This window comes from Falsiroseomonas sp. E2-1-a20 (assembly GCF_051433195.1).
Lineage (GTDB): Bacteria > Pseudomonadota > Alphaproteobacteria > Acetobacterales > Acetobacteraceae > Falsiroseomonas.
The window spans coordinates 66,583-81,919 of sequence record NZ_JBHMFT010000015.1; the positions used below are offsets into that span (position 1 = coordinate 66,583).

18 protein-coding genes are annotated in these 15,337 nt (G+C 71.2%); 9 read left to right on the plus strand and 9 right to left on the minus strand.

Features of this window, described 5'->3' with window-relative positions; genetic code table 11:
* Window positions 1–3 precede the first annotated feature (3 nt).
* Window positions 4–951 (minus strand): lysophospholipid acyltransferase family protein, encoded by a 948-nt coding sequence (locus ACFHPP_RS18455; protein ID WP_437164699.1) that lies wholly within the window; start codon window positions 949–951, stop codon window positions 4–6.
* Between the two features lie 214 nt (window positions 952–1,165).
* Here ACFHPP_RS18455 and ACFHPP_RS18460 point away from each other — a divergent pair, with 214 nt between their 5' ends.
* Window positions 1,166–2,218, plus strand: a complete 1,053-nt coding sequence (locus ACFHPP_RS18460; RefSeq protein WP_437164700.1) for an NAD/NADP octopine/nopaline dehydrogenase family protein — start codon at window positions 1,166–1,168, stop codon at window positions 2,216–2,218.
* Between the two features lie 99 nt (window positions 2,219–2,317).
* On the opposite strand, the gene ACFHPP_RS18465 is transcribed toward ACFHPP_RS18460, so the two are convergent.
* From ACFHPP_RS18465 to hrcA, 6 genes are all read right to left on the minus strand, one after another.
* The gene (locus ACFHPP_RS18465; protein WP_437164701.1) at window positions 2,318–2,722 is read right to left on the minus strand and encodes a helix-turn-helix domain-containing protein; all 405 of its coding nucleotides are present in this window, start codon (window positions 2,720–2,722) and stop codon (window positions 2,318–2,320) included.
* A 91-nt stretch (window positions 2,723–2,813) separates the two neighbouring features.
* On the minus strand, window positions 2,814–3,350 hold the full coding sequence (locus ACFHPP_RS18470; protein ID WP_437164702.1) for a Smr/MutS family protein: 537 nt from the start codon (window positions 3,348–3,350) through the stop codon (window positions 2,814–2,816).
* Window positions 3,351–3,359: 9 nt separating this feature from the next.
* Window positions 3,360–4,127 (minus strand): LutC/YkgG family protein, encoded by a 768-nt coding sequence (locus ACFHPP_RS18475; protein WP_437164703.1) that lies wholly within the window; start codon window positions 4,125–4,127, stop codon window positions 3,360–3,362.
* Window positions 4,124–4,369, minus strand: coding sequence for a hypothetical protein (locus tag ACFHPP_RS18480; RefSeq protein WP_430668662.1), 246 nt, complete (start codon window positions 4,367–4,369; stop codon window positions 4,124–4,126). Before ACFHPP_RS18480 ends, ACFHPP_RS18475 begins: the two co-directional genes overlap by 4 nt.
* Window positions 4,366–5,802 carry a LutB/LldF family L-lactate oxidation iron-sulfur protein gene (locus ACFHPP_RS18485; protein ID WP_437164704.1) on the minus strand — a complete coding sequence of 479 codons (1,437 nt, stop codon included), beginning with the start codon at window positions 5,800–5,802 and terminating at the stop codon, window positions 4,366–4,368. Before ACFHPP_RS18485 ends, ACFHPP_RS18480 begins: the two co-directional genes overlap by 4 nt.
* Before the next feature lie 51 nt (window positions 5,803–5,853).
* Window positions 5,854–6,924, minus strand: coding sequence for a heat-inducible transcriptional repressor HrcA (gene hrcA / locus ACFHPP_RS18490; protein ID WP_437164766.1), 1,071 nt, complete (start codon window positions 6,922–6,924; stop codon window positions 5,854–5,856).
* Window positions 6,925–7,320: 396 nt separating this feature from the next.
* Here hrcA and ACFHPP_RS18495 point away from each other — a divergent pair, with 396 nt between their 5' ends.
* Both ACFHPP_RS18495 and ACFHPP_RS18500 read left to right on the plus strand, forming a co-directional pair.
* Window positions 7,321–7,950, plus strand: a complete 630-nt coding sequence (locus ACFHPP_RS18495) for a hypothetical protein (RefSeq protein WP_437164705.1) — start codon at window positions 7,321–7,323, stop codon at window positions 7,948–7,950.
* A gap of 58 nt (window positions 7,951–8,008) precedes the next feature.
* The gene (locus ACFHPP_RS18500) at window positions 8,009–8,263 is read left to right on the plus strand and encodes a GlsB/YeaQ/YmgE family stress response membrane protein (RefSeq protein ID WP_430668667.1); all 255 of its coding nucleotides are present in this window, start codon (window positions 8,009–8,011) and stop codon (window positions 8,261–8,263) included.
* 25 nt (window positions 8,264–8,288) lie between these two features.
* On the opposite strand, the gene ACFHPP_RS18505 is transcribed toward ACFHPP_RS18500, so the two are convergent.
* Window positions 8,289–8,876: a D-Ala-D-Ala carboxypeptidase family metallohydrolase gene (locus ACFHPP_RS18505; RefSeq protein WP_437164706.1), complete on the minus strand. Its 588-nt coding sequence runs from the start codon at window positions 8,874–8,876 to the stop codon at window positions 8,289–8,291.
* 62 nt (window positions 8,877–8,938) lie between these two features.
* The gene (gene gshB, locus ACFHPP_RS18510) at window positions 8,939–9,889 is read right to left on the minus strand and encodes a glutathione synthase (protein ID WP_437164707.1); all 951 of its coding nucleotides are present in this window, start codon (window positions 9,887–9,889) and stop codon (window positions 8,939–8,941) included.
* 96 nt (window positions 9,890–9,985) lie between these two features.
* Between gshB and ACFHPP_RS18515 the strand changes: the two genes are divergently transcribed.
* The 6 genes from ACFHPP_RS18515 to lnt all read left to right on the plus strand — a co-directional run bounded on the left by ACFHPP_RS18515 (window position 9,986) and on the right by lnt (window position 15,197).
* Complete coding sequence (locus tag ACFHPP_RS18515) at window positions 9,986–10,840, plus strand: shikimate dehydrogenase (protein ID WP_437164708.1); 855 nt, start codon at window positions 9,986–9,988, stop codon at window positions 10,838–10,840.
* Window positions 10,837–11,421 (plus strand): dephospho-CoA kinase, encoded by a 585-nt coding sequence (coaE, locus tag ACFHPP_RS18520; RefSeq protein WP_437164709.1) that lies wholly within the window; start codon window positions 10,837–10,839, stop codon window positions 11,419–11,421. The genes ACFHPP_RS18515 and coaE overlap by 4 nt, the downstream gene beginning before the upstream one ends.
* Before the next feature lie 3 nt (window positions 11,422–11,424).
* A complete protein-coding gene (dnaQ, locus tag ACFHPP_RS18525; RefSeq protein WP_437164710.1) occupies window positions 11,425–12,129 on the plus strand; it encodes a DNA polymerase III subunit epsilon in 705 nt (234 codons plus the stop codon).
* Between the two features lie 10 nt (window positions 12,130–12,139).
* A complete protein-coding gene (locus ACFHPP_RS18530; protein ID WP_437164711.1) occupies window positions 12,140–12,910 on the plus strand; it encodes a (Fe-S)-binding protein in 771 nt (256 codons plus the stop codon).
* A gap of 149 nt (window positions 12,911–13,059) precedes the next feature.
* Entirely contained in the window at window positions 13,060–13,572 is a 513-nt protein-coding gene (gene secB, locus ACFHPP_RS18535) for a protein-export chaperone SecB (RefSeq protein WP_437164712.1), read from the plus strand.
* A 47-nt stretch (window positions 13,573–13,619) separates the two neighbouring features.
* The gene (gene lnt, locus ACFHPP_RS18540) at window positions 13,620–15,197 is read left to right on the plus strand and encodes an apolipoprotein N-acyltransferase (RefSeq protein WP_437164713.1); all 1,578 of its coding nucleotides are present in this window, start codon (window positions 13,620–13,622) and stop codon (window positions 15,195–15,197) included.
* Window positions 15,198–15,337: the final 140 nt, after the last annotated feature.

Sequence of the window (15,337 nt, forward strand, 5' to 3'; positions counted from 1 at the left end):
GGGTCAAGCGGGAAGCGTCTCCGCCCGCGGGACCTTGAGGGGGATCGGCGCCTGCAACGGGGCGGCGGGGCGGTTCTGGCGCAGCGTCGCGCAGGAATCCGCCACCACCCCGGCACAGGCCGCGGCCAGCGCCTTGCGGTCCGGGAAGTCCGCCGGGTCCAGCGGTGCGTGCAGGATGATGGTGGCGCGGCTGTTGGACCGCCGGGCGATGCGCCAGAAATGCGTCAGGATGTCGGTGTCGCCATACCAGGCGAATAGCGGCCGGTCGCGCCGGCAGGCCGGCAGCCCGCCGAGCCGGTCGAACACCACGGACACCGGCTGCACCACCTGCGCCCGGTCCGCGACCGACAGGAAGGCGCTGCGGAAGGGCAGCACCCGGCCGCCATCGCTGGTGGTGCCTTCGGGGAACAGGATCAGGTTGTCGCCGGCCGCGAGCCGCGTGCGGATCGCATCCGCCTCCCCCTTCGTGCCGGTGCGGCGGCGGCTGACGAAGACGGTGCGGCCGAGGCGCGCCACCATGTTGATCAGTGGCCAGCCATCGATCTCCGACTTGGCGACGAAGGCGGCCTGCAACGTCGCGCCCAGTGCCAGCACGTCGAGCCAGGAGGAATGGTTCGAGACATACAGCACCGGTGCCCCCGGCGCGGCCTGGCCCACCACCTGAAGCCGCAGCCCCATCAGCGCGCACAGGGTGCGGTGGTAGATGCGGGCGAAGGCGATGTGCCCCCGCCCCGGCAGCACCAGCAGCAGCGCCTGGATCGGGATGGCAAGGATCGTCCACAGCAGCAGCGTGACCAGCCGCCGTACCGCCCGGATCCGCCCGCCATGCGGGCGGAAGCCGAGCACATCCCCCCACAGCCCTTCCGGGTCCGAGGCGGAGAACTGGATGGCCTTGCGCCGCTTGCGCGGGCGCAGGGCATCCGGAGCGGTCAGTCGAGCGGTTGCCTGCATGACACCGCATTAATACCGCGTTTCAAGGCAGGGCAATGAATCCCTCGCGACGTTCGCATGAAGTCGGTGCTGAACTCCCTGCGCGGTTCCGACGATGGCAGGCTCGCGGGGTGGGGTGCGGAGCTTGATGCGGGGCTGTAAGCTTGCCGGATGACCCTGTTCCCGCACCGATCCTGTCCCACCACCCGCCATGCCTCGACGGGGGCCTGAGCCGATGCGCCTGGCCGTCCTGGGTGCCGGTGCCGTCGGGCCGGGGGCGGCCGCGCTCGCCGTCAGCCGCGGGCACGAGGCCGCGATCTGGTCGCCGCGCGGCGGCGGCACGCATGGCATTGGCAGCAGCCTGAGCGTGCAGGGCGTGCTGTCCGGCACCGCGCGGGTCTCCGTCGCGGTGGATGTGGCGCGCGCGCTGGACCGCGCCTCCGCCGTGCTGGTCAGCGTGCCGCCGCATGCACTCGGCCCCTTGCTGCGCCGCATCGCGCCGATGCTGGCCGAAGGCGTGCCGGTGCTGCTGGCGCCGAGCCATTCCCTCGCCCCCCTGCTGCTGGACCGGCTGCTGGCGCGGCGCGGGCTGCGCGTGCCGGTGGCGGCGCTGGCGGTGCCGCCGGTGGTGGCCGAGCGCCTGGCCGGCGACGAGGTGCGCATCCTGGCGCTGCCGGAGGCGGTGGAGATCGCGACGGTGCCGGCGGCCTCCTCCGAGGCCCTGGCGCGGCTGTGCTCGGACCTGTTCGGCATGGCCTTCGTGCACCTGTCCGACGCGCTGGGGGCGGCACTGGCGGCGCATGAGCCGGTACTGCAATCGGCGCTGATCCTCGGCAACGTGACCCGGATCGAGGCCGGCGAGGCCTGGGACCAGCACCGCCAGATGACGCCCGCCATCTGCCGGCTGGCGGAGCGGCTGGATGCCGAGCGCCTGGCGCTGGCCGAGGCCTATGGCCATGCGGTGCCGAGCCTGGCGGCCGGGCTGCACCGCATGGCCAACGTGCCGGTCGGGCCGCTTCCGGTGATGGCGCGCGCCCTGGCGGCCCTTCGCCCGGCGCCGGGGCTGCGCGGGCTGGATGCGACGCAGCTGGCGCAGAGCGTCACCTACGGCCTGGCGCTGTGGCTGCGGCTGGCGGCGGCGCGCGGCGTGCCGATGCCGCTGACCGGGGCGGCGATGGCGGTGCTGGAGGCGATGTGGGGGGCCTCGCTATCCGCCGATGACCTGCTGGAGGGGCTGGATTTCTCCCGCCTGCGGCAGTTGCTGCGGGATGGGCATCCCAGGGATTAGAGCATTTTCAAGTCAGGCGGATACGCCTGACGGCTCGGAAAATGCGCCAAATCAACAGCTAGGGCCGTTTCACCTGTGCACGGCGCAGGTGAAACGGCCCTAACGCGCGGGGCGGCGCAGCCGGGGTTTCTCGCCCGGCACCTCCCCGGGGACGTCCCGATCCAGCAGGCCGTGCATGGCGGCGACCGTCTGCGGGCTGAGGCGGTGGATCGACTCCGCCAGCCGGTTGGCCAGCGCCGTCGCCTCCGGCGTCAGGCCACCGGTATCCAGCGAGACCTTGGGGTGGGACAGCTTGGCGAGGTTCGAAAGCTCCTCCGCCTCGTCCCAGATCAGGCCGAAGAACTCGTTCACCTGGTGCACCAGCCCGGCTGAGGGCCGGCCGCGATGGCCGTGTTCCAGCGCGGAGAGGTAGGCGGAGGAGACCTGGAGGTGCGTCGCCAGCGCCTTCAGCGTCAGCCGCCGCTGGCGCCGCAGCATCCGCAGGCGGGCGCCGAAGGGCGTCATCGCTGATCCTTGCCGGCCTTCGCAGCCCTCTCCCCCCCGGGGGGGAGAGGGTTGGGTGAGGGCGGCTCGCGCAGGCCGGTCAGGACCGGGGTCACCCCCGGTTGGTCCGCCGCCGCCGCAGCAGCAGGTTCACCGCGCCGGAATTCGTCGGGTGCGGGTGCGCGGCGCCGAGCACGAGGGGGCGCATGTCCGGGTCGTTCAGCCAATGCGGCAATTCGCGCTGCAGGATGCCGCCTTCCGGCTGCGGACCCTTGCCGGTGACCACGGTGACGGTGCGGATGCCCTCCTCCGCCGCGCGGTGCAGGAAGGCGCGGAACACCAGGTGCGCCTCCGCGGCGCGCCGCCCATGCAGGTCCAGCGTGCGTTCCGCCCGCATGTCGCCGCGGCGCAGCGCCGCCCAGCGCTTGCGGTCGAGCCCGCCCGGCACCTCCCCCACCCGGATTTCCGGCGGTGGGGCCGGGCGCGCAGGCTTCGAGGGCGTCGGCGCCACCTGCACCGGCGGCGCGGTCGCGGCCGCCGGTGGCTCGGGTGGCGCAGGGGGCCGCTCATGCCCATTCAGCGGAAGGATTTCGGCGGTGAAGGCGCGCCACAGCGCGAGGTCGGCCGGGCTCAGCCGCTTGGCGCGCATGGCGGTGGCTCAGTCGCCCGGGACGGCAGCGGTGCCGGGCTGCGCCACCGCCTCGGCCCGGGCCTCCGCCGGGCTTTCCATCCGCGGCGCCGGCTCGTCCTCGATCAGCAGGATGTGCAGCCGGCGCGGGCCATGCGCGCCGAGCTCCAGCGTCTGCTCGATATCGGCGGACCGCGACGGCCCGGTGACCAGCATGATGTTGCGCGGCATGAAGCCACCGGTCAGCGCATCCGCCTGCCCGGCCCGCAGCCGGTCCCAGGCTTCCTCATAGGCGCCGACCACGTCGGAGGCGCGCAGCACCGCGATCTCGGTATCCGGCAGCAGGTTCAGCGTGGTCGGGCGCTCGGGACCGGAGGGCAGCACCAGCGTGCCGGTCTCGGCGATGCCGGCCCAGGCGTGTTGCAGGGAGACCGCATCGCCATCCTGCGCGCGGCGGGCCTCGCGTTCCAGCATCGGGCGGGTCGACCAGTCGATGCCCAGCAGGTCCGGATGCGGCGCCATCACGAGGCGGGAAGGCAGGTTCTGCGCCGCGAGATAATCCGCCACCGCGGCCGGGATGGCGGCAGCATCCGGCACCCGCTCGACCGTGGAAAATTCCTTCTCGGCGTTGCGGATGAACAGCGCGATCTGCTCGGCGCGCGGCAGGCGGGACCGCGCCGGGATCAGGTGGCGCGGATGGGTGGCGAGCCGCCCTTCCAGCATCGCCGCCTGGTCGGCCGGCAGCGGCCCGCGCTTCAGGCCGCGGCGGATGGCGCCGAGGATGGCGTCCCTGGTCATTGGCGATCCTGCTCCAGCGCTTCGCGCACTGCCTGTTCCAGCCGCGCGAGCGCGGTCTCGATGCGGTCGAGATCCTCGTTCAGCCGGGCGGCGGGTGTGGTGGCGTCGATCCGCGCGTAGATTTCCTCCAGCGTCCCGGTCGGGCGGGGTGCCACACGGTCCGGCGCGCGCTGGTCCGGGAAGGGGTAGCCGCGGACGCGCTCGGCCTCGTCGCCGGCGGGCTCGTAGGGTGGGCGGTTCATCGGCGGCGTGCCCCGTGCCGGGTGGTGCGGTAGCGGGCCATGAAGGTGCCGCCGGGTTCCGGTGCCGGCAGGTCCCGCCCCGCCGTCCAGCCGCCGGCCAGCGGCAGCGACCTGAACGCGCCCTTGCCGCGGCCGAGCAGCGACAGCGCGCCGATGCCGAGCTTCGTGGCCATCCGGTACATCCCCGGCCGCTTCGCGAACCAGGCCCAGAAGGCGAGGCCGGAGCGCACGGATTGCGGCGAGAGGTGCCGCTCGAACTCGCGTTCCCGCCAATGGCGCATCAGCTTCGGCAGCGGGATCTTCACCGGACAGACGCTTTCGCACTTGCCGCAGAAGGTACTGGCATTCGGCAGGTTGCCGGCCTTGTCGATGCCGATCAGCGTCGGCGTCAGCACGCTGCCCATCGGGCCGGGATAGACCCAGCCATAGGCATGCCCGCCGGCGACGCCATAGACCGGGCAGTGGTTCATGCAGGCGGCGCAGCGGATGCAGCGCAGCATTTCCTGGAAGTCGGTGCCGATCATGTTGGACCGGCCATTGTCGATCAGGACCACGTGGTAGTCCTCCGGCCCATCCAGGTCGCCCTCGCGCCGGATGCCGGTGGAGAAGGTGGTGTAGACGGAGAAATCCTGGCCGGTGGCGGAACGGGCGAGCAGCCGCAGAAGGCTGGTCGCATCCTCCAGCGTCGGCACCACCTTCTCGATGCTGGCGAGCACGATGTGCGTCTTCGGCAGGGTCTGCGTCAGGTCGCCATTGCCCTCGTTGGTGACGATGACGTTGCTGCCGGTCTCGGCGATCAGGAAGTTGGCGCCGGTGATGCCGACATCGGCGGCGAGGAAGCGGGAACGCAGCTTGGTGCGGGCCTCCGCCATGATGTCGCTGCGCTCATGGAACACACGGTCCTTCGGCAGTTCCGTGTGGATCTCCCGGAATGTCTTTTCCCAATCCTCGCGATTGAGATGGAAGGCCGGGCCGATGATGTGGCTCGGCGGCTCCTTGCGAATCTGCAGGATGTATTCACCGAGGTCGGTTTCCACCGGCTCGATGCCATGCGCTTCCAGGTGGTCGTTGATGCCGAGTTCCTCGGAGATCATCGACTTGCCCTTGGTGACCGTGCGAGCGCCCTTGTCGCGGCAGATCTTCAGGACGGTGGCGCGGGCGTCATCGGCGGTGGAGCACCAATGCACGGTGCCGCCGGCGCGTTCCACCTTCGCCGCATAGGCTTCCAGGTAGAAGTCCAGGTTGGCCAGGGTGTGGTTCTTGATGTCCCGGCCGATGTCGCGCAGCCGCTCGAACTCCGGCAGCGCCGCCACCGCCGCCGCCCGCTTGGCGTGCGAGGTGCCCTTGCTGCGGTCAAGCGCCTTCTGCAGGCCAACATCGGCCAGGGCGCGGGAGGCGTTCGCCTTGAAGGCGGGGGAGGTGATGTGGACCACGGGGTGCTCCTGCTTCCCGCTGATATAGCGTGGAAGGCGGCGCCGTGCAGCCTAGCCTAGTAGCCGCCCGATCACGCGCGCCGTGTAATCCACCACCGGGATGATCCGCCCGTAGTTGATCCGCGTCGGCCCGATCACCCCGATGGCGCCGACGATCTGTTCCGCCCCGTTGCGGAAGGGCGAGACCACCATCGAAAGCCCGGCGCTGTCGAACAGCCCGCTCTCGGCGCCGATGAAGATCTGCACCCCCTCCCCGCGCTGCGCCAGGTCGAGCAGCCGCAGCATGGTCTCCTGCGCCTCCAGGCGTTCGAACAGCGCCTGGATTTCCTGCACGCGCTGGGCGTAGTCCAGGTTCTGGCCGAGGTTCTGCAACAGCTTGGCCTGGCCACGCAGGATCAGCGACCCGCCCGCGCCGCCGGACCAGGTGCCGAGCCCGGCCTCGATCACCTGGTTGGTCAGGGCGTCCAGCGCGGTGCGGTTGGCGGAGATTTCCTCCGCCACCGTGCCGCGGGTTTCTTCCAGCGTGCGGCCGGACAGGCGGGCGTTCAGGTAGTTGCTGGCCTGTTGCAGGGCGGAAGGCGGCAGGCCGAGCGGCACCTCGATGACGCGATTCTCAACCTGGCCATCGGCGGTGACCAGCACCACCAGGGCGCGGCCGGTGCCGAGTGCCACGAACTCGATGTGCCGCACCGGGGCTTCCCGCTTCGGCGCCACCACCAGGCCCGCGGCGCCCGCCAGGCCGGACAGCATCTGGCTGGCCTCGCCGAGCGTCTCCTGCAAGGACCGGCCGCCGGCGGCGCAGCGCGCGGCGATCGCGTCGCGCTCCTCCTCCGGCAGCGCGCCGAATTGCAGCAGGCCGTCGACGAACAGGCGCAGCCCGCGTTCCGTCGGCAGTCGCCCGGCGGAGGTGTGCGGGGCGAACAGCAGCCCGGCTTCCTCCAGGTCCGCCATGACGTTGCGGATGGTGGCAGGCGACAGCGAATGCGGCAGGCGGCGCGACAGGGTGCGGGAGCCGACCGGCTCGCCGGTCTGGACATAGGTCTCCACCAGCTCCCGCAGCACCGCGGCACTGCGCTCGTCGAGCCCCGGCGGCAGGGGAATGGCCGTGTGGGCGAAGGTCATGCTGGGCACCCCCGTGGGGCGCGGCGGCTTGGTGATGGGACCCATGGTGATCCGGTCCGTGAAGATTTCATTGCGACGCTAGGGGCCCGCGATGGTGCGGGTCAACCTTGCGACCACCGATAGGTCATGCCGGGCGGCCCGACCTGCAAGATCAAGTGGCTTCACGTTGCGGCAAGGTTTCGACACGGTCCTGCCATGCGGTGGTTGGAACGCCCCCGGTCTGATGTGCCTGGCGAACAGGGAGGGCGGGGATGATCGGCCAGGGGCAGGTACCGGCGGAAAATCGGGAAGCCCTGCTGCTGGCCGGGCCACCGGAGGCGCTGGCCGTCTTCACGACCCAGGTGGCGACCCCGATCCGAGGTTGACGCAACCGGCATGGCCCCGGCAGGTGGCGGCATGGCCCTGCTTCGCCTGATTGTCCTGTGCCTGCTGCTGTGGCCCTTCGCCGCGCGCGCGCAACCGGACCCCTGGACCGCCTGCGCCCGCGCCATCGCGGCGGCGGAGGCGCGCAGCGGCATCCCGGACGGCCTGCTGCTGGCCATCGCCCGCGTCGAAAGCGGCCGCGCCAGCCCACGCGGCGGCACCGCCCCCTGGCCCTTCGCGCTGAACGCCGGCGGCGAGGGCATCTTCCCCGAAACCGCGGCGGAGGCGGTGGAGACCGTGCAGGCCCTGCGGACGGCCGGCCGGCGGTCCATCGATGTCGGCTGCATGCAGGTGAACCTGGTGTACCACCCGGAGGCCTTCCCGGACCTTGCTAGCGCCTTCGACCCGCCGGTCAACGTCGCCTACGCCGTGCGCTTCCTGCGGGAGCTGCGCGGGCGGACCGGCAGTTGGGCGGAGGCGGTGGCGCAGTATCATTCGATGGAGCCCGGGCGCGGGCTCGCCTACCACGCCAAGGTCCGCGTCGCCCGCGGCGCCGCCCTGCCGGCGCGGACGGTGGCGGGGCTGTGCCCGCCGGGGCGCCGGGCGCGGCTGGTGATCCCGCCGGGGGCGGGCGCGCGGCCGCGAATGGTCTGCGGCAGATAGATCGGGAACCGCGAGGGTTTTCGGCGCTTACATTGCCATTGGGGCAGGGAGAGTGCACGTGGGTTTCATCTGGACGATCATCATCGGCTTCCTCGCGGGCGCGCTCGCGAAGTTCCTCATGCCGGGGCGCGATCCCGGCGGGTTCATCATCACCATCCTGCTCGGGATCGTCGGGGCCGTGGTGGCGACCTGGCTCGGCCAGGCTGTGGGCTGGTATCGTGCCGGGGAGGGCGCGGGCTTCATCGGCGCCGTGGTCGGCGCGGTGATCGTGCTGGCGATCTACCGCATGGTCATCGGCCGCCGCGCCACCTGAGGCACGCCGTGGGGCAGACCAGCAGTCACTCCGACATCTTGCTGGTCTGCCCGCGCGTGTCGATGTGGGTGAAGTTTTCGCTGGGATAGGCGTGGATGTAGCCCTTGAAGGCGAACCACACGCCGAGCGGCCAGACCCGCCAGGTGCGGGGCAGTTCTCCGAACGGGATGGTGCCGGCCTTCACCTTCTCCGCCTTCCGTTCGAACATCACAGGGGAGTGGAACATCCTCCCGCTGTTGCTCCATTCCTTCAGGATCTTCTCGACATCGGTGCAGGGCATGCCGGCGACTTTGAAGTCGATGGCGCTGAAGGCCATGTGCTGGCTGGTCCTGGCGCGGCCGGTGTAGCCGGTGGATTTGTCGCTGGAGGCCTGGTTGTAGGCTTCGCTGCGGTAGATGCTGACCAGGTTGATCGACTTGCCGAGATGCTCCCGCAGCGCATCCAGTATCAGGATGGTGGGGATGATGTTGTCCCACAGCCGCTCCGGCGGCTTGCTGTTCGCCGTGCCGAACTTGTTCTTGGCCGAGGTCCGCGCCAGCAATTCGCCGGGGCTGAAATACTTCAGCCCCAGCCCGCCGATGCGCGCGTCGAAATCCGTCCTGTAGTCGCCCATCTCCGTATCCTCCCGGCAGGGAGGCTACGGCCGGGTCCGCGTCACCGCGGTTTCAGGACGTTTCAGGCGCCGACCTTGGCCTCGATGGCGTCCCACAGGGCGCGTTCCAGGTGGATGCCGTCGAAGCGGGCGATCTCCTGCAGGCCGGTGGGGGAGGTCACGTTGATCTCGGTCAGGTAGCCGCCGATCACGTCGATGCCGACGAAGATCATGCCGCGCGCCCGCAACTCCGGCCCGATGGCCGCGCAGATCTCGCGCTCGCGGTCGGTCAGCGTGGTCTGCATGGGCGTGCCGCCGACATGCATGTTGCTGCGCGCCTCGCCGGCCGCCGGCACGCGGTTGATGGCGCCCATGGCGACGCCGTCCACCAGGATGATGCGCTTGTCACCCTCCCGCACCGCGGGGACGTATTTCTGGATCACCAGCGGCTCCCGCGACCGCTCGGTGAACATCTCGACCAGGGCGTTCATGTTGGGGTCTTCGGGGCGCAGGTGGAAGACGCCGGCGCCGCCATTGCCGAACAGCGGCTTGATGATGATGTCGCCGTGCTTCTGCCGGAATTTCCGGATCTGCCCGACATCGGCCGTCACCAGGGTTTCGGGCATCAGATCGGGGAAGTGGGTGACGTAGAGCTTCTCCGGCGCGTTGCGGACGCTGGCCGGGTCGTTCACCACCAGGGTCTTCGGGTGGATGTGCTCCAGGATGTGGGTCGCGGTGATGTAGGCCATGTCGAAGGGCGGGTCCTGGCGCATCAGCACCACGTCCACCTGGCCCAGGTCGATCTCCTGCTTCGGGCCGAGGGTGAAGTGGCGGCCCTTCTCCCGCCGCACCTCCACCGTCTCCGCCTGCGCCAGCACCCGCCCGCCGAGCAGCGCCAGGTCGCGGACATGGTAGTGCCACAGGGCATGGCCGCGCGACTGCGCCTCCATCATCATGGTGAAGGTGCTGTCGGCGTCGATGTTGACCGAGGCGATCGGGTCCATCTGGACCGCCACCTTGAGGCTGCGCACCATGGTCGGGTTCTCCTGATTGCCCCTCCTGTCGCATTGCCGGCGCCTGCTTGGAAGGGGGGCGTTGACGGCGGCCCGCGGCCGGAGTCACTTCGCCCGATGCAGATCTTGAGCGGCAAAGCGTTGAAGGCCGGCGTGCTCGGCTGGCCGGTGGCGCATTCGCGATCCCCCCGCCTGCACGGCTTCTGGCTGGACCGGCACGGCATCGACGGCGCCTACCTGCCGCTGCCTGTGCGGCCGGAGCATTTTGCCGAAGCCGTGCGCGCCCTGTCCCGGCTTGGCTTCGCCGGGGTCAATGTGACGATCCCGCACAAGGAAGCGGCCTATGCGCTGTGCGACGCGGTGGATGCGGTCGGGCAGCGGGCGGGGTCGGTGAACACGCTGTTCTTCCGAACTGACGGCCGGATCGAGGGCACCAGCACGGATGGCTACGGCTTCCTCGAATCCATCCGGGAACAGGCACCGGGCTGGCGGGCCTCGGACGGGCCGGCAGTCATCCTCGGCGCGGGTGGTGCGGTGCGGTCCGTCGCCGCGGCGCTGCTCGATGCCGGCTGCCCGAAACTGGTGCTGGTCAACCGGACGGTGGCGCGGGCGGAGGCGCTGGCGCGGGATCTCGGGGGGGCGGTCGCGGTCAGCGACCAGCCTTTGCTGCGGGATGCGGCGCTGCTGGTGAACGGCACTTCCATGGGCATGCAGGGGGAGCCGCCGCTGGAGATCGACCTGGCGCCGCTGGCCGATCGGGGTCCCTTGGGCGCGGTGGTGGCGGACATGGTCTATGTGCCGCTGGAGACCCCGCTGCTGGCGCAGGCCCGCGCGCTTGGGCTGCGGGCGGTGGACGGCCTCGGCATGCTGCTGCACCAGGCGCGGCCCGGCTTCACCGAATGGTTCGGTGTGGCGCCCCGGGTGGATGCGGAGCTGCGCGCCTTCGTGGCGCATGACCTGCTGCCGAAATGAGGATCATCGGCCTGACCGGCAGCATCGGCATGGGCAAGTCCACCGCCGCGAACACCTTCCGCCGCCTGCGCGTGCCGGTCTTCGACGCGGATGCCGCCGTGCATGCCCTGCAGGGCCGCGGCGGCGCGGCGGTCGCGCCGATCGAGGCCGCGTTTCCCGGCACGACGCGCGCGGGGCGGGTGGACCGGGAGGCGCTGCGCAGCCGGGTGCTGGGCGACCCGGCGGCGCTGCGGCGGCTGGAACGGATCGTCCACCCGCTGGTCCGCCGTGCGGAGGAAGCCTTCCTGAAGGCCTGCCGCCGGCGGGGCGAGCGTCTGGCGGTGCTGGATATTCCCCTGCTGCTGGAAACCGAGGGCGAGGACCGGGTGGACCTGGTGCTGGTGGTCTCCGCCCCCGCCCGGGTGCAGCGCGCGCGCGTGCTCGGGCGCGGCGGGATGACGCCGGACCGCCTGGCCGCCATCCTGGCGCGGCAATTGCCCGATGCGGAAAAGCGGCGCCGGGCCGATATCGTGGTGCCGACCGGCCTGTCGCGGCATCATGCGCAGCGCCGGATCCGGCGGCTGGTGCAGGAGCTTCGCTAGACCATGCGGCAGATCGTGCTGGACACCGAGACCACTGGCCTCGACCCCGCCTCCGGCGACCGGGTCATCGAGGTCGCGGCCATCGAGATCTTCAACTTCATGCCCACGGGGGCGACCTTCCACCAGCTGGTGGACCCGGAGCGTGACATCCCGGAGGACGCGACGCGCATCCACGGCATGACGGCGGAGATGCTGCGCGGCAAGCCGCTGTTCCGCGACATCGCCGGGCCGATGCTGGACTTCCTGGGCGAGGCCGAGATCATCGCCCACAACGCGCCCTTCGATTTCGGCTTCCTGGATGCGGAGCTGGTGCGCGCCGGCCACAGGCGGCTGGACCGCACCCGGATGGTGGACAGCCTGGCGATCGCCAAGCGGCGCTATCCCGGCCTGCCAAACAGCCTGGATTCGCTGTGCCGGCGGCTCGGCGTCGATAACTCCATGCGGACCAGCCACAACGCGCTGCTCGACGTGAAGCTGCTGGCCGAGGTGTACCTCGAGCTCATGGGCGGCAAGCAGCCGGGCTTCGAGCTGGCGGCGCGGCCGGCCCGGCCGGTGCTGGTGGGCGACGTGGTGGTGGCCCCCGTGGCCCGCACGCCGCGCCCGATCATCCCCAGCACAGCCGAGATCGCGGCGCACGAGGGCTTCGTCGCGAAGAAGCTGAAGGACCCCCTCTGGCCCACCCTCGCCGCGCCCGCGGGCTTGCAGTAGACAGTCAAGAATGTCCCAGACCCGCCCGCGCGTCGCGCTGTTCGTCACCTGCCTGGTGGATTTGTACCGGCCCACCGTCGGCTTCGCCGCCATCAAGCTGCTGGAGGCGGCGGGGTGCGAGGTGGTGGTGCCGGACCGGCAGACCTGCTGCGGCCAGCCCGCCTACAATTCCGGCGACCGCGCCACCGCGACCGAACTGGCGCGGGCGATCGTCGACGACTTCCTGCCCTATGACTACACCGTGGCGCCGTCCGGGTCCTGCGCCGGGATGATCAGCCACCACTTCCCGGCCCTGTTCGCCGACGACCCGCATTACCGCGGCAAGGCGGAGGCGCTGGCGGCGAAGACGCACGAACTGGTGTCCTTCCTGGCGGATGTGCGCGGCATGCAGGGCGTGGCCGCCCAGTATGACGGGGTGGTGACCTACCACGACAGTTGTTCGGGCCTGCGCGAGCTGAAGGTGAAGGCGCAGCCGCGAAAACTGCTCGGCAGCGTCGCCGGGCTGGCGCTGCGGGAGATGGGCGACAGCGAGCTGTGCTGCGGCTTCGGCGGGACCTTCTGCGTGAAGTACCCCGAGATCTCGACCCGGATGGTCGAGGACAAGACCAGGGATATCAAGGCGACTGGCGCCGACACGCTGCTGGCCGGCGACCTCGGCTGCCTGCTGAACATGGCCGGCAAGCTGGCCCGCGAAGGATCGCCCGTGCAGGTGCGCCACGTGGCGGAAGTGCTGGCGGGTGTGACGGAGGAGGTGGCGCCGATCGGGATGGCGCCACGCTGAGGCGGGGCGTGGTAGCCCCGTGCCGCGGAGCGGCGGTAGCCCCGTGCCGCGGAGCGGCGGTAGCCCCGCGCCGCGGAGCGGCGGTAGCCGGGCGCCGCGGAGCGTGGTAGCCGGGCGGCTGCCGAAGTCCCGATGAGCTGGAACGCCCCATGTCCGACGTGAACGCCCCCTCTTCGCCCATCCCGAACGGCGCCCCGGCCGGTCAGCCGGCCCCGCCGCTGCAACTGAACATCCAGTACACCAAGGACCTGTCCTTCGAGGTTCCCGGCGCCCCCGAGATCTACGTGACGCTGCGCGAGCAGCCGCGCGTCGACCTGGCGCTGGACGTGCAGGCGCGGCCGATCGAGCAGGGCCAGAACGTGTTCGAGGTCTCGCTGCAGATCCGCGCCGACGCCAAGGTGGGCGACACCCCCTGCTTCATCGCCGAGCTCGTCTATTGCGGTGTCTTCACCATCAACGTGGAACAGCAGCACCTGGAAGCGGTGCTGCTGGTGGAATGCCCGCGCCTGCTGTTCCCCTTCGCCCGCAACATCCTGGCCGACATCACCCGTGACGGCGGCTTCCCGCCGGTGATGCTGGCGCCGATCGACTTCGTGGCGCTGTGGCAGAGCCGCCGCGGCCCCGGCGTGCAGGCCGCGACTCCCCAGGTCGGCACCGCCTGAAGACTCCCAAGCCGAAGACTCCGGGGGCGCAGCCGCGCGCCGGCGTCATGCGCGGGCTGGTGGCGCCGGGGCGCTGGCGCGGAGCGCTGGTGCGGCGGCTGGAGGGGCCCGGCTTCTGGCGGGCCCTGGCCACCGCCTTCGGCCTCGGCGCCATCGCAGCCCTGGCGCTGCCGCCGGTGCACCTGCTGCCGGTGCTGCTGCTGTCGCTGCCGGGCCTGTTCATCATGGTCACAGCAGCGCCGACGGCGCGGCGCGCGGCCTGGATCGGCCTCGCCTGGGGCTGGGGCTTCCATGTCGCCGGGCTGCACTGGCTGACCAACGCCATCCTGACGGAAGTCGAGCGCTTCTGGTGGCTGGTGCCCATCGCGGTGCCGGCGCTGGCCCTGCCGCTGGGCGCCTTCACCATCCTGCCGGCGCTGGCCGCCCGCCTGGCGCGGCCCGGCTGGCCGCAGGGGCTGGCCTTCGCCGGCGCCTGGCTGGCGGCCGAGATGCTGCGCGGCGTGGTGTTCACCGGCTTTCCCTGGAACCTGCTCGGCACCGTCTGGGCCTTCGCCAGCCTGCCGGTCCAGGCGGCGGCCTGGATCGGCGTGCATGGCCTGTCGCTGGCGACCGTGCTGCTGGCGCTGGCGCCGCTGGCCGGGCGGCGCGGCTGGCTCGGCATGGGCGCCGCCCTGCTGGTCTTCGCCGGCATCGGCCTGGCGCGGCTGTGGCCGGCGGAGCCGGAGCCGGAGAAGGTCGCCCTGGTCCTGGTGCAGGGCAATGTGGCGCAGGAGGCGAAGTGGCGGGAGGACACCCGCATCCCGATCTTCCAGCGCTACATCGACCTGTCCGCCGGCGGCGTCCGCACCGCGCGGCAGGAGGCGCCGGATAGCCGCATCGTCGTGGTCTGGCCGGAAACCGCCAGCCCCTTCCTGCTGGCCAGCGACCCGCGCGCGGCGGAGATGGCCACCGCGCCGCTGCCGCCCGATGCGCTGCTGCTGGCCGGCAGCGTGCGGGCCGAATTCGGCGCCGATGGCCGCGCCACGCGGGTCTGGAACAGCCTGGTGGCGCTGGACGCCCAGGGCACCGTGCTGGATGCCTATGACAAGGTGCACCTGGTGCCCTTCGGCGAATACACGCCGCTGCGCGGCCTGCTGCCGATCCGGCTGGTGGTCTCGGCGCTGGATTTCTCGGCCGGGCCGGGGCTGCGCAACATCCGGCTGCCCGGCCTGCCGGCCTTCGGCGGGCTGATCTGCTACGAGGTGATCTTCCCCGGCGCGGTGACCCCGGCGGATCGGCCCGGATTCCTGCTGAACATCACCAACGATGCCTGGTTCGGTGTCTCCGCCGGGCCGCACCAGCATTTGGCCAGCGCCCGGCTGCGCGCGGTGGAGGAAGGGCTGCCGCTGGTCCGGGCGGCGCAGACCGGGATCTCCGCCGTGTTCGACAGCCGCGGCCGCACCGTGGCGCGGATGGGCCTGGCGGAAACAGGCGTGGTGGTCGCCCCCTTGCCGAAAGCGGGAGCCGCGACGCCCTTTGCCTATCTCGGGTTGTGGGTACCGCTTCTTTTGCTAGGCTTGGTATCTGCCGGTGTTCTGGTTGGCTCCAGAACGAGAATTGATCCGCGCGGCGAAGAAGCGTCTTAAGGTCGCGACACAGCGGGGGGTAGGGCAGCTTTATTGAGATTTCTCAAAAGAGTTGACAAATGATGACCGGACGAATACGGATTGCCTCGGCCTTCGGCGCGGCGCGTTCCTGCCCTTAGTCGGCCCCGCCCGGGCCAGGA

What these genes read in the sequence shown, in the direction of transcription:
- ACFHPP_RS18455 (WP_437164699.1), bottom strand. Translation starts at nt 951, where the DNA reads ATGCAGGCAACCGCTCGACTGACCGCTCCGGATGCCCTGCGCCCGCGC.
- ACFHPP_RS18460 (WP_437164700.1), top strand. Translation starts at nt 1,166, where the DNA reads ATGCGCCTGGCCGTCCTGGGTGCCGGTGCCGTCGGGCCGGGGGCGGCC.
- ACFHPP_RS18465 (WP_437164701.1), bottom strand. Translation starts at nt 2,722, where the DNA reads ATGACGCCCTTCGGCGCCCGCCTGCGGATGCTGCGGCGCCAGCGGCGG.
- ACFHPP_RS18470 (WP_437164702.1), bottom strand. Translation starts at nt 3,350, where the DNA reads ATGCGCGCCAAGCGGCTGAGCCCGGCCGACCTCGCGCTGTGGCGCGCC.
- ACFHPP_RS18475 (WP_437164703.1), bottom strand. Translation starts at nt 4,127, where the DNA reads ATGACCAGGGACGCCATCCTCGGCGCCATCCGCCGCGGCCTGAAGCGC.
- ACFHPP_RS18480 (WP_430668662.1), bottom strand. Translation starts at nt 4,369, where the DNA reads ATGAACCGCCCACCCTACGAGCCCGCCGGCGACGAGGCCGAGCGCGTC.
- hrcA (WP_437164766.1), bottom strand. Translation starts at nt 6,924, where the DNA reads ATGACCTTCGCCCACACGGCCATTCCCCTGCCGCCGGGGCTCGACGAG.
- ACFHPP_RS18495 (WP_437164705.1), top strand. Translation starts at nt 7,321, where the DNA reads ATGGCCCTGCTTCGCCTGATTGTCCTGTGCCTGCTGCTGTGGCCCTTC.
- ACFHPP_RS18505 (WP_437164706.1), bottom strand. Translation starts at nt 8,876, where the DNA reads ATGGGCGACTACAGGACGGATTTCGACGCGCGCATCGGCGGGCTGGGG.
- gshB (WP_437164707.1), bottom strand. Translation starts at nt 9,889, where the DNA reads ATGGTGCGCAGCCTCAAGGTGGCGGTCCAGATGGACCCGATCGCCTCG.
- ACFHPP_RS18515 (WP_437164708.1), top strand. Translation starts at nt 9,986, where the DNA reads ATGCAGATCTTGAGCGGCAAAGCGTTGAAGGCCGGCGTGCTCGGCTGG.
- coaE (WP_437164709.1), top strand. Translation starts at nt 10,837, where the DNA reads ATGAGGATCATCGGCCTGACCGGCAGCATCGGCATGGGCAAGTCCACC.
- dnaQ (WP_437164710.1), top strand. Translation starts at nt 11,425, where the DNA reads ATGCGGCAGATCGTGCTGGACACCGAGACCACTGGCCTCGACCCCGCC.
- ACFHPP_RS18530 (WP_437164711.1), top strand. Translation starts at nt 12,140, where the DNA reads ATGTCCCAGACCCGCCCGCGCGTCGCGCTGTTCGTCACCTGCCTGGTG.
- secB (WP_437164712.1), top strand. Translation starts at nt 13,060, where the DNA reads ATGTCCGACGTGAACGCCCCCTCTTCGCCCATCCCGAACGGCGCCCCG.
- lnt (WP_437164713.1), top strand. Translation starts at nt 13,620, where the DNA reads ATGCGCGGGCTGGTGGCGCCGGGGCGCTGGCGCGGAGCGCTGGTGCGG.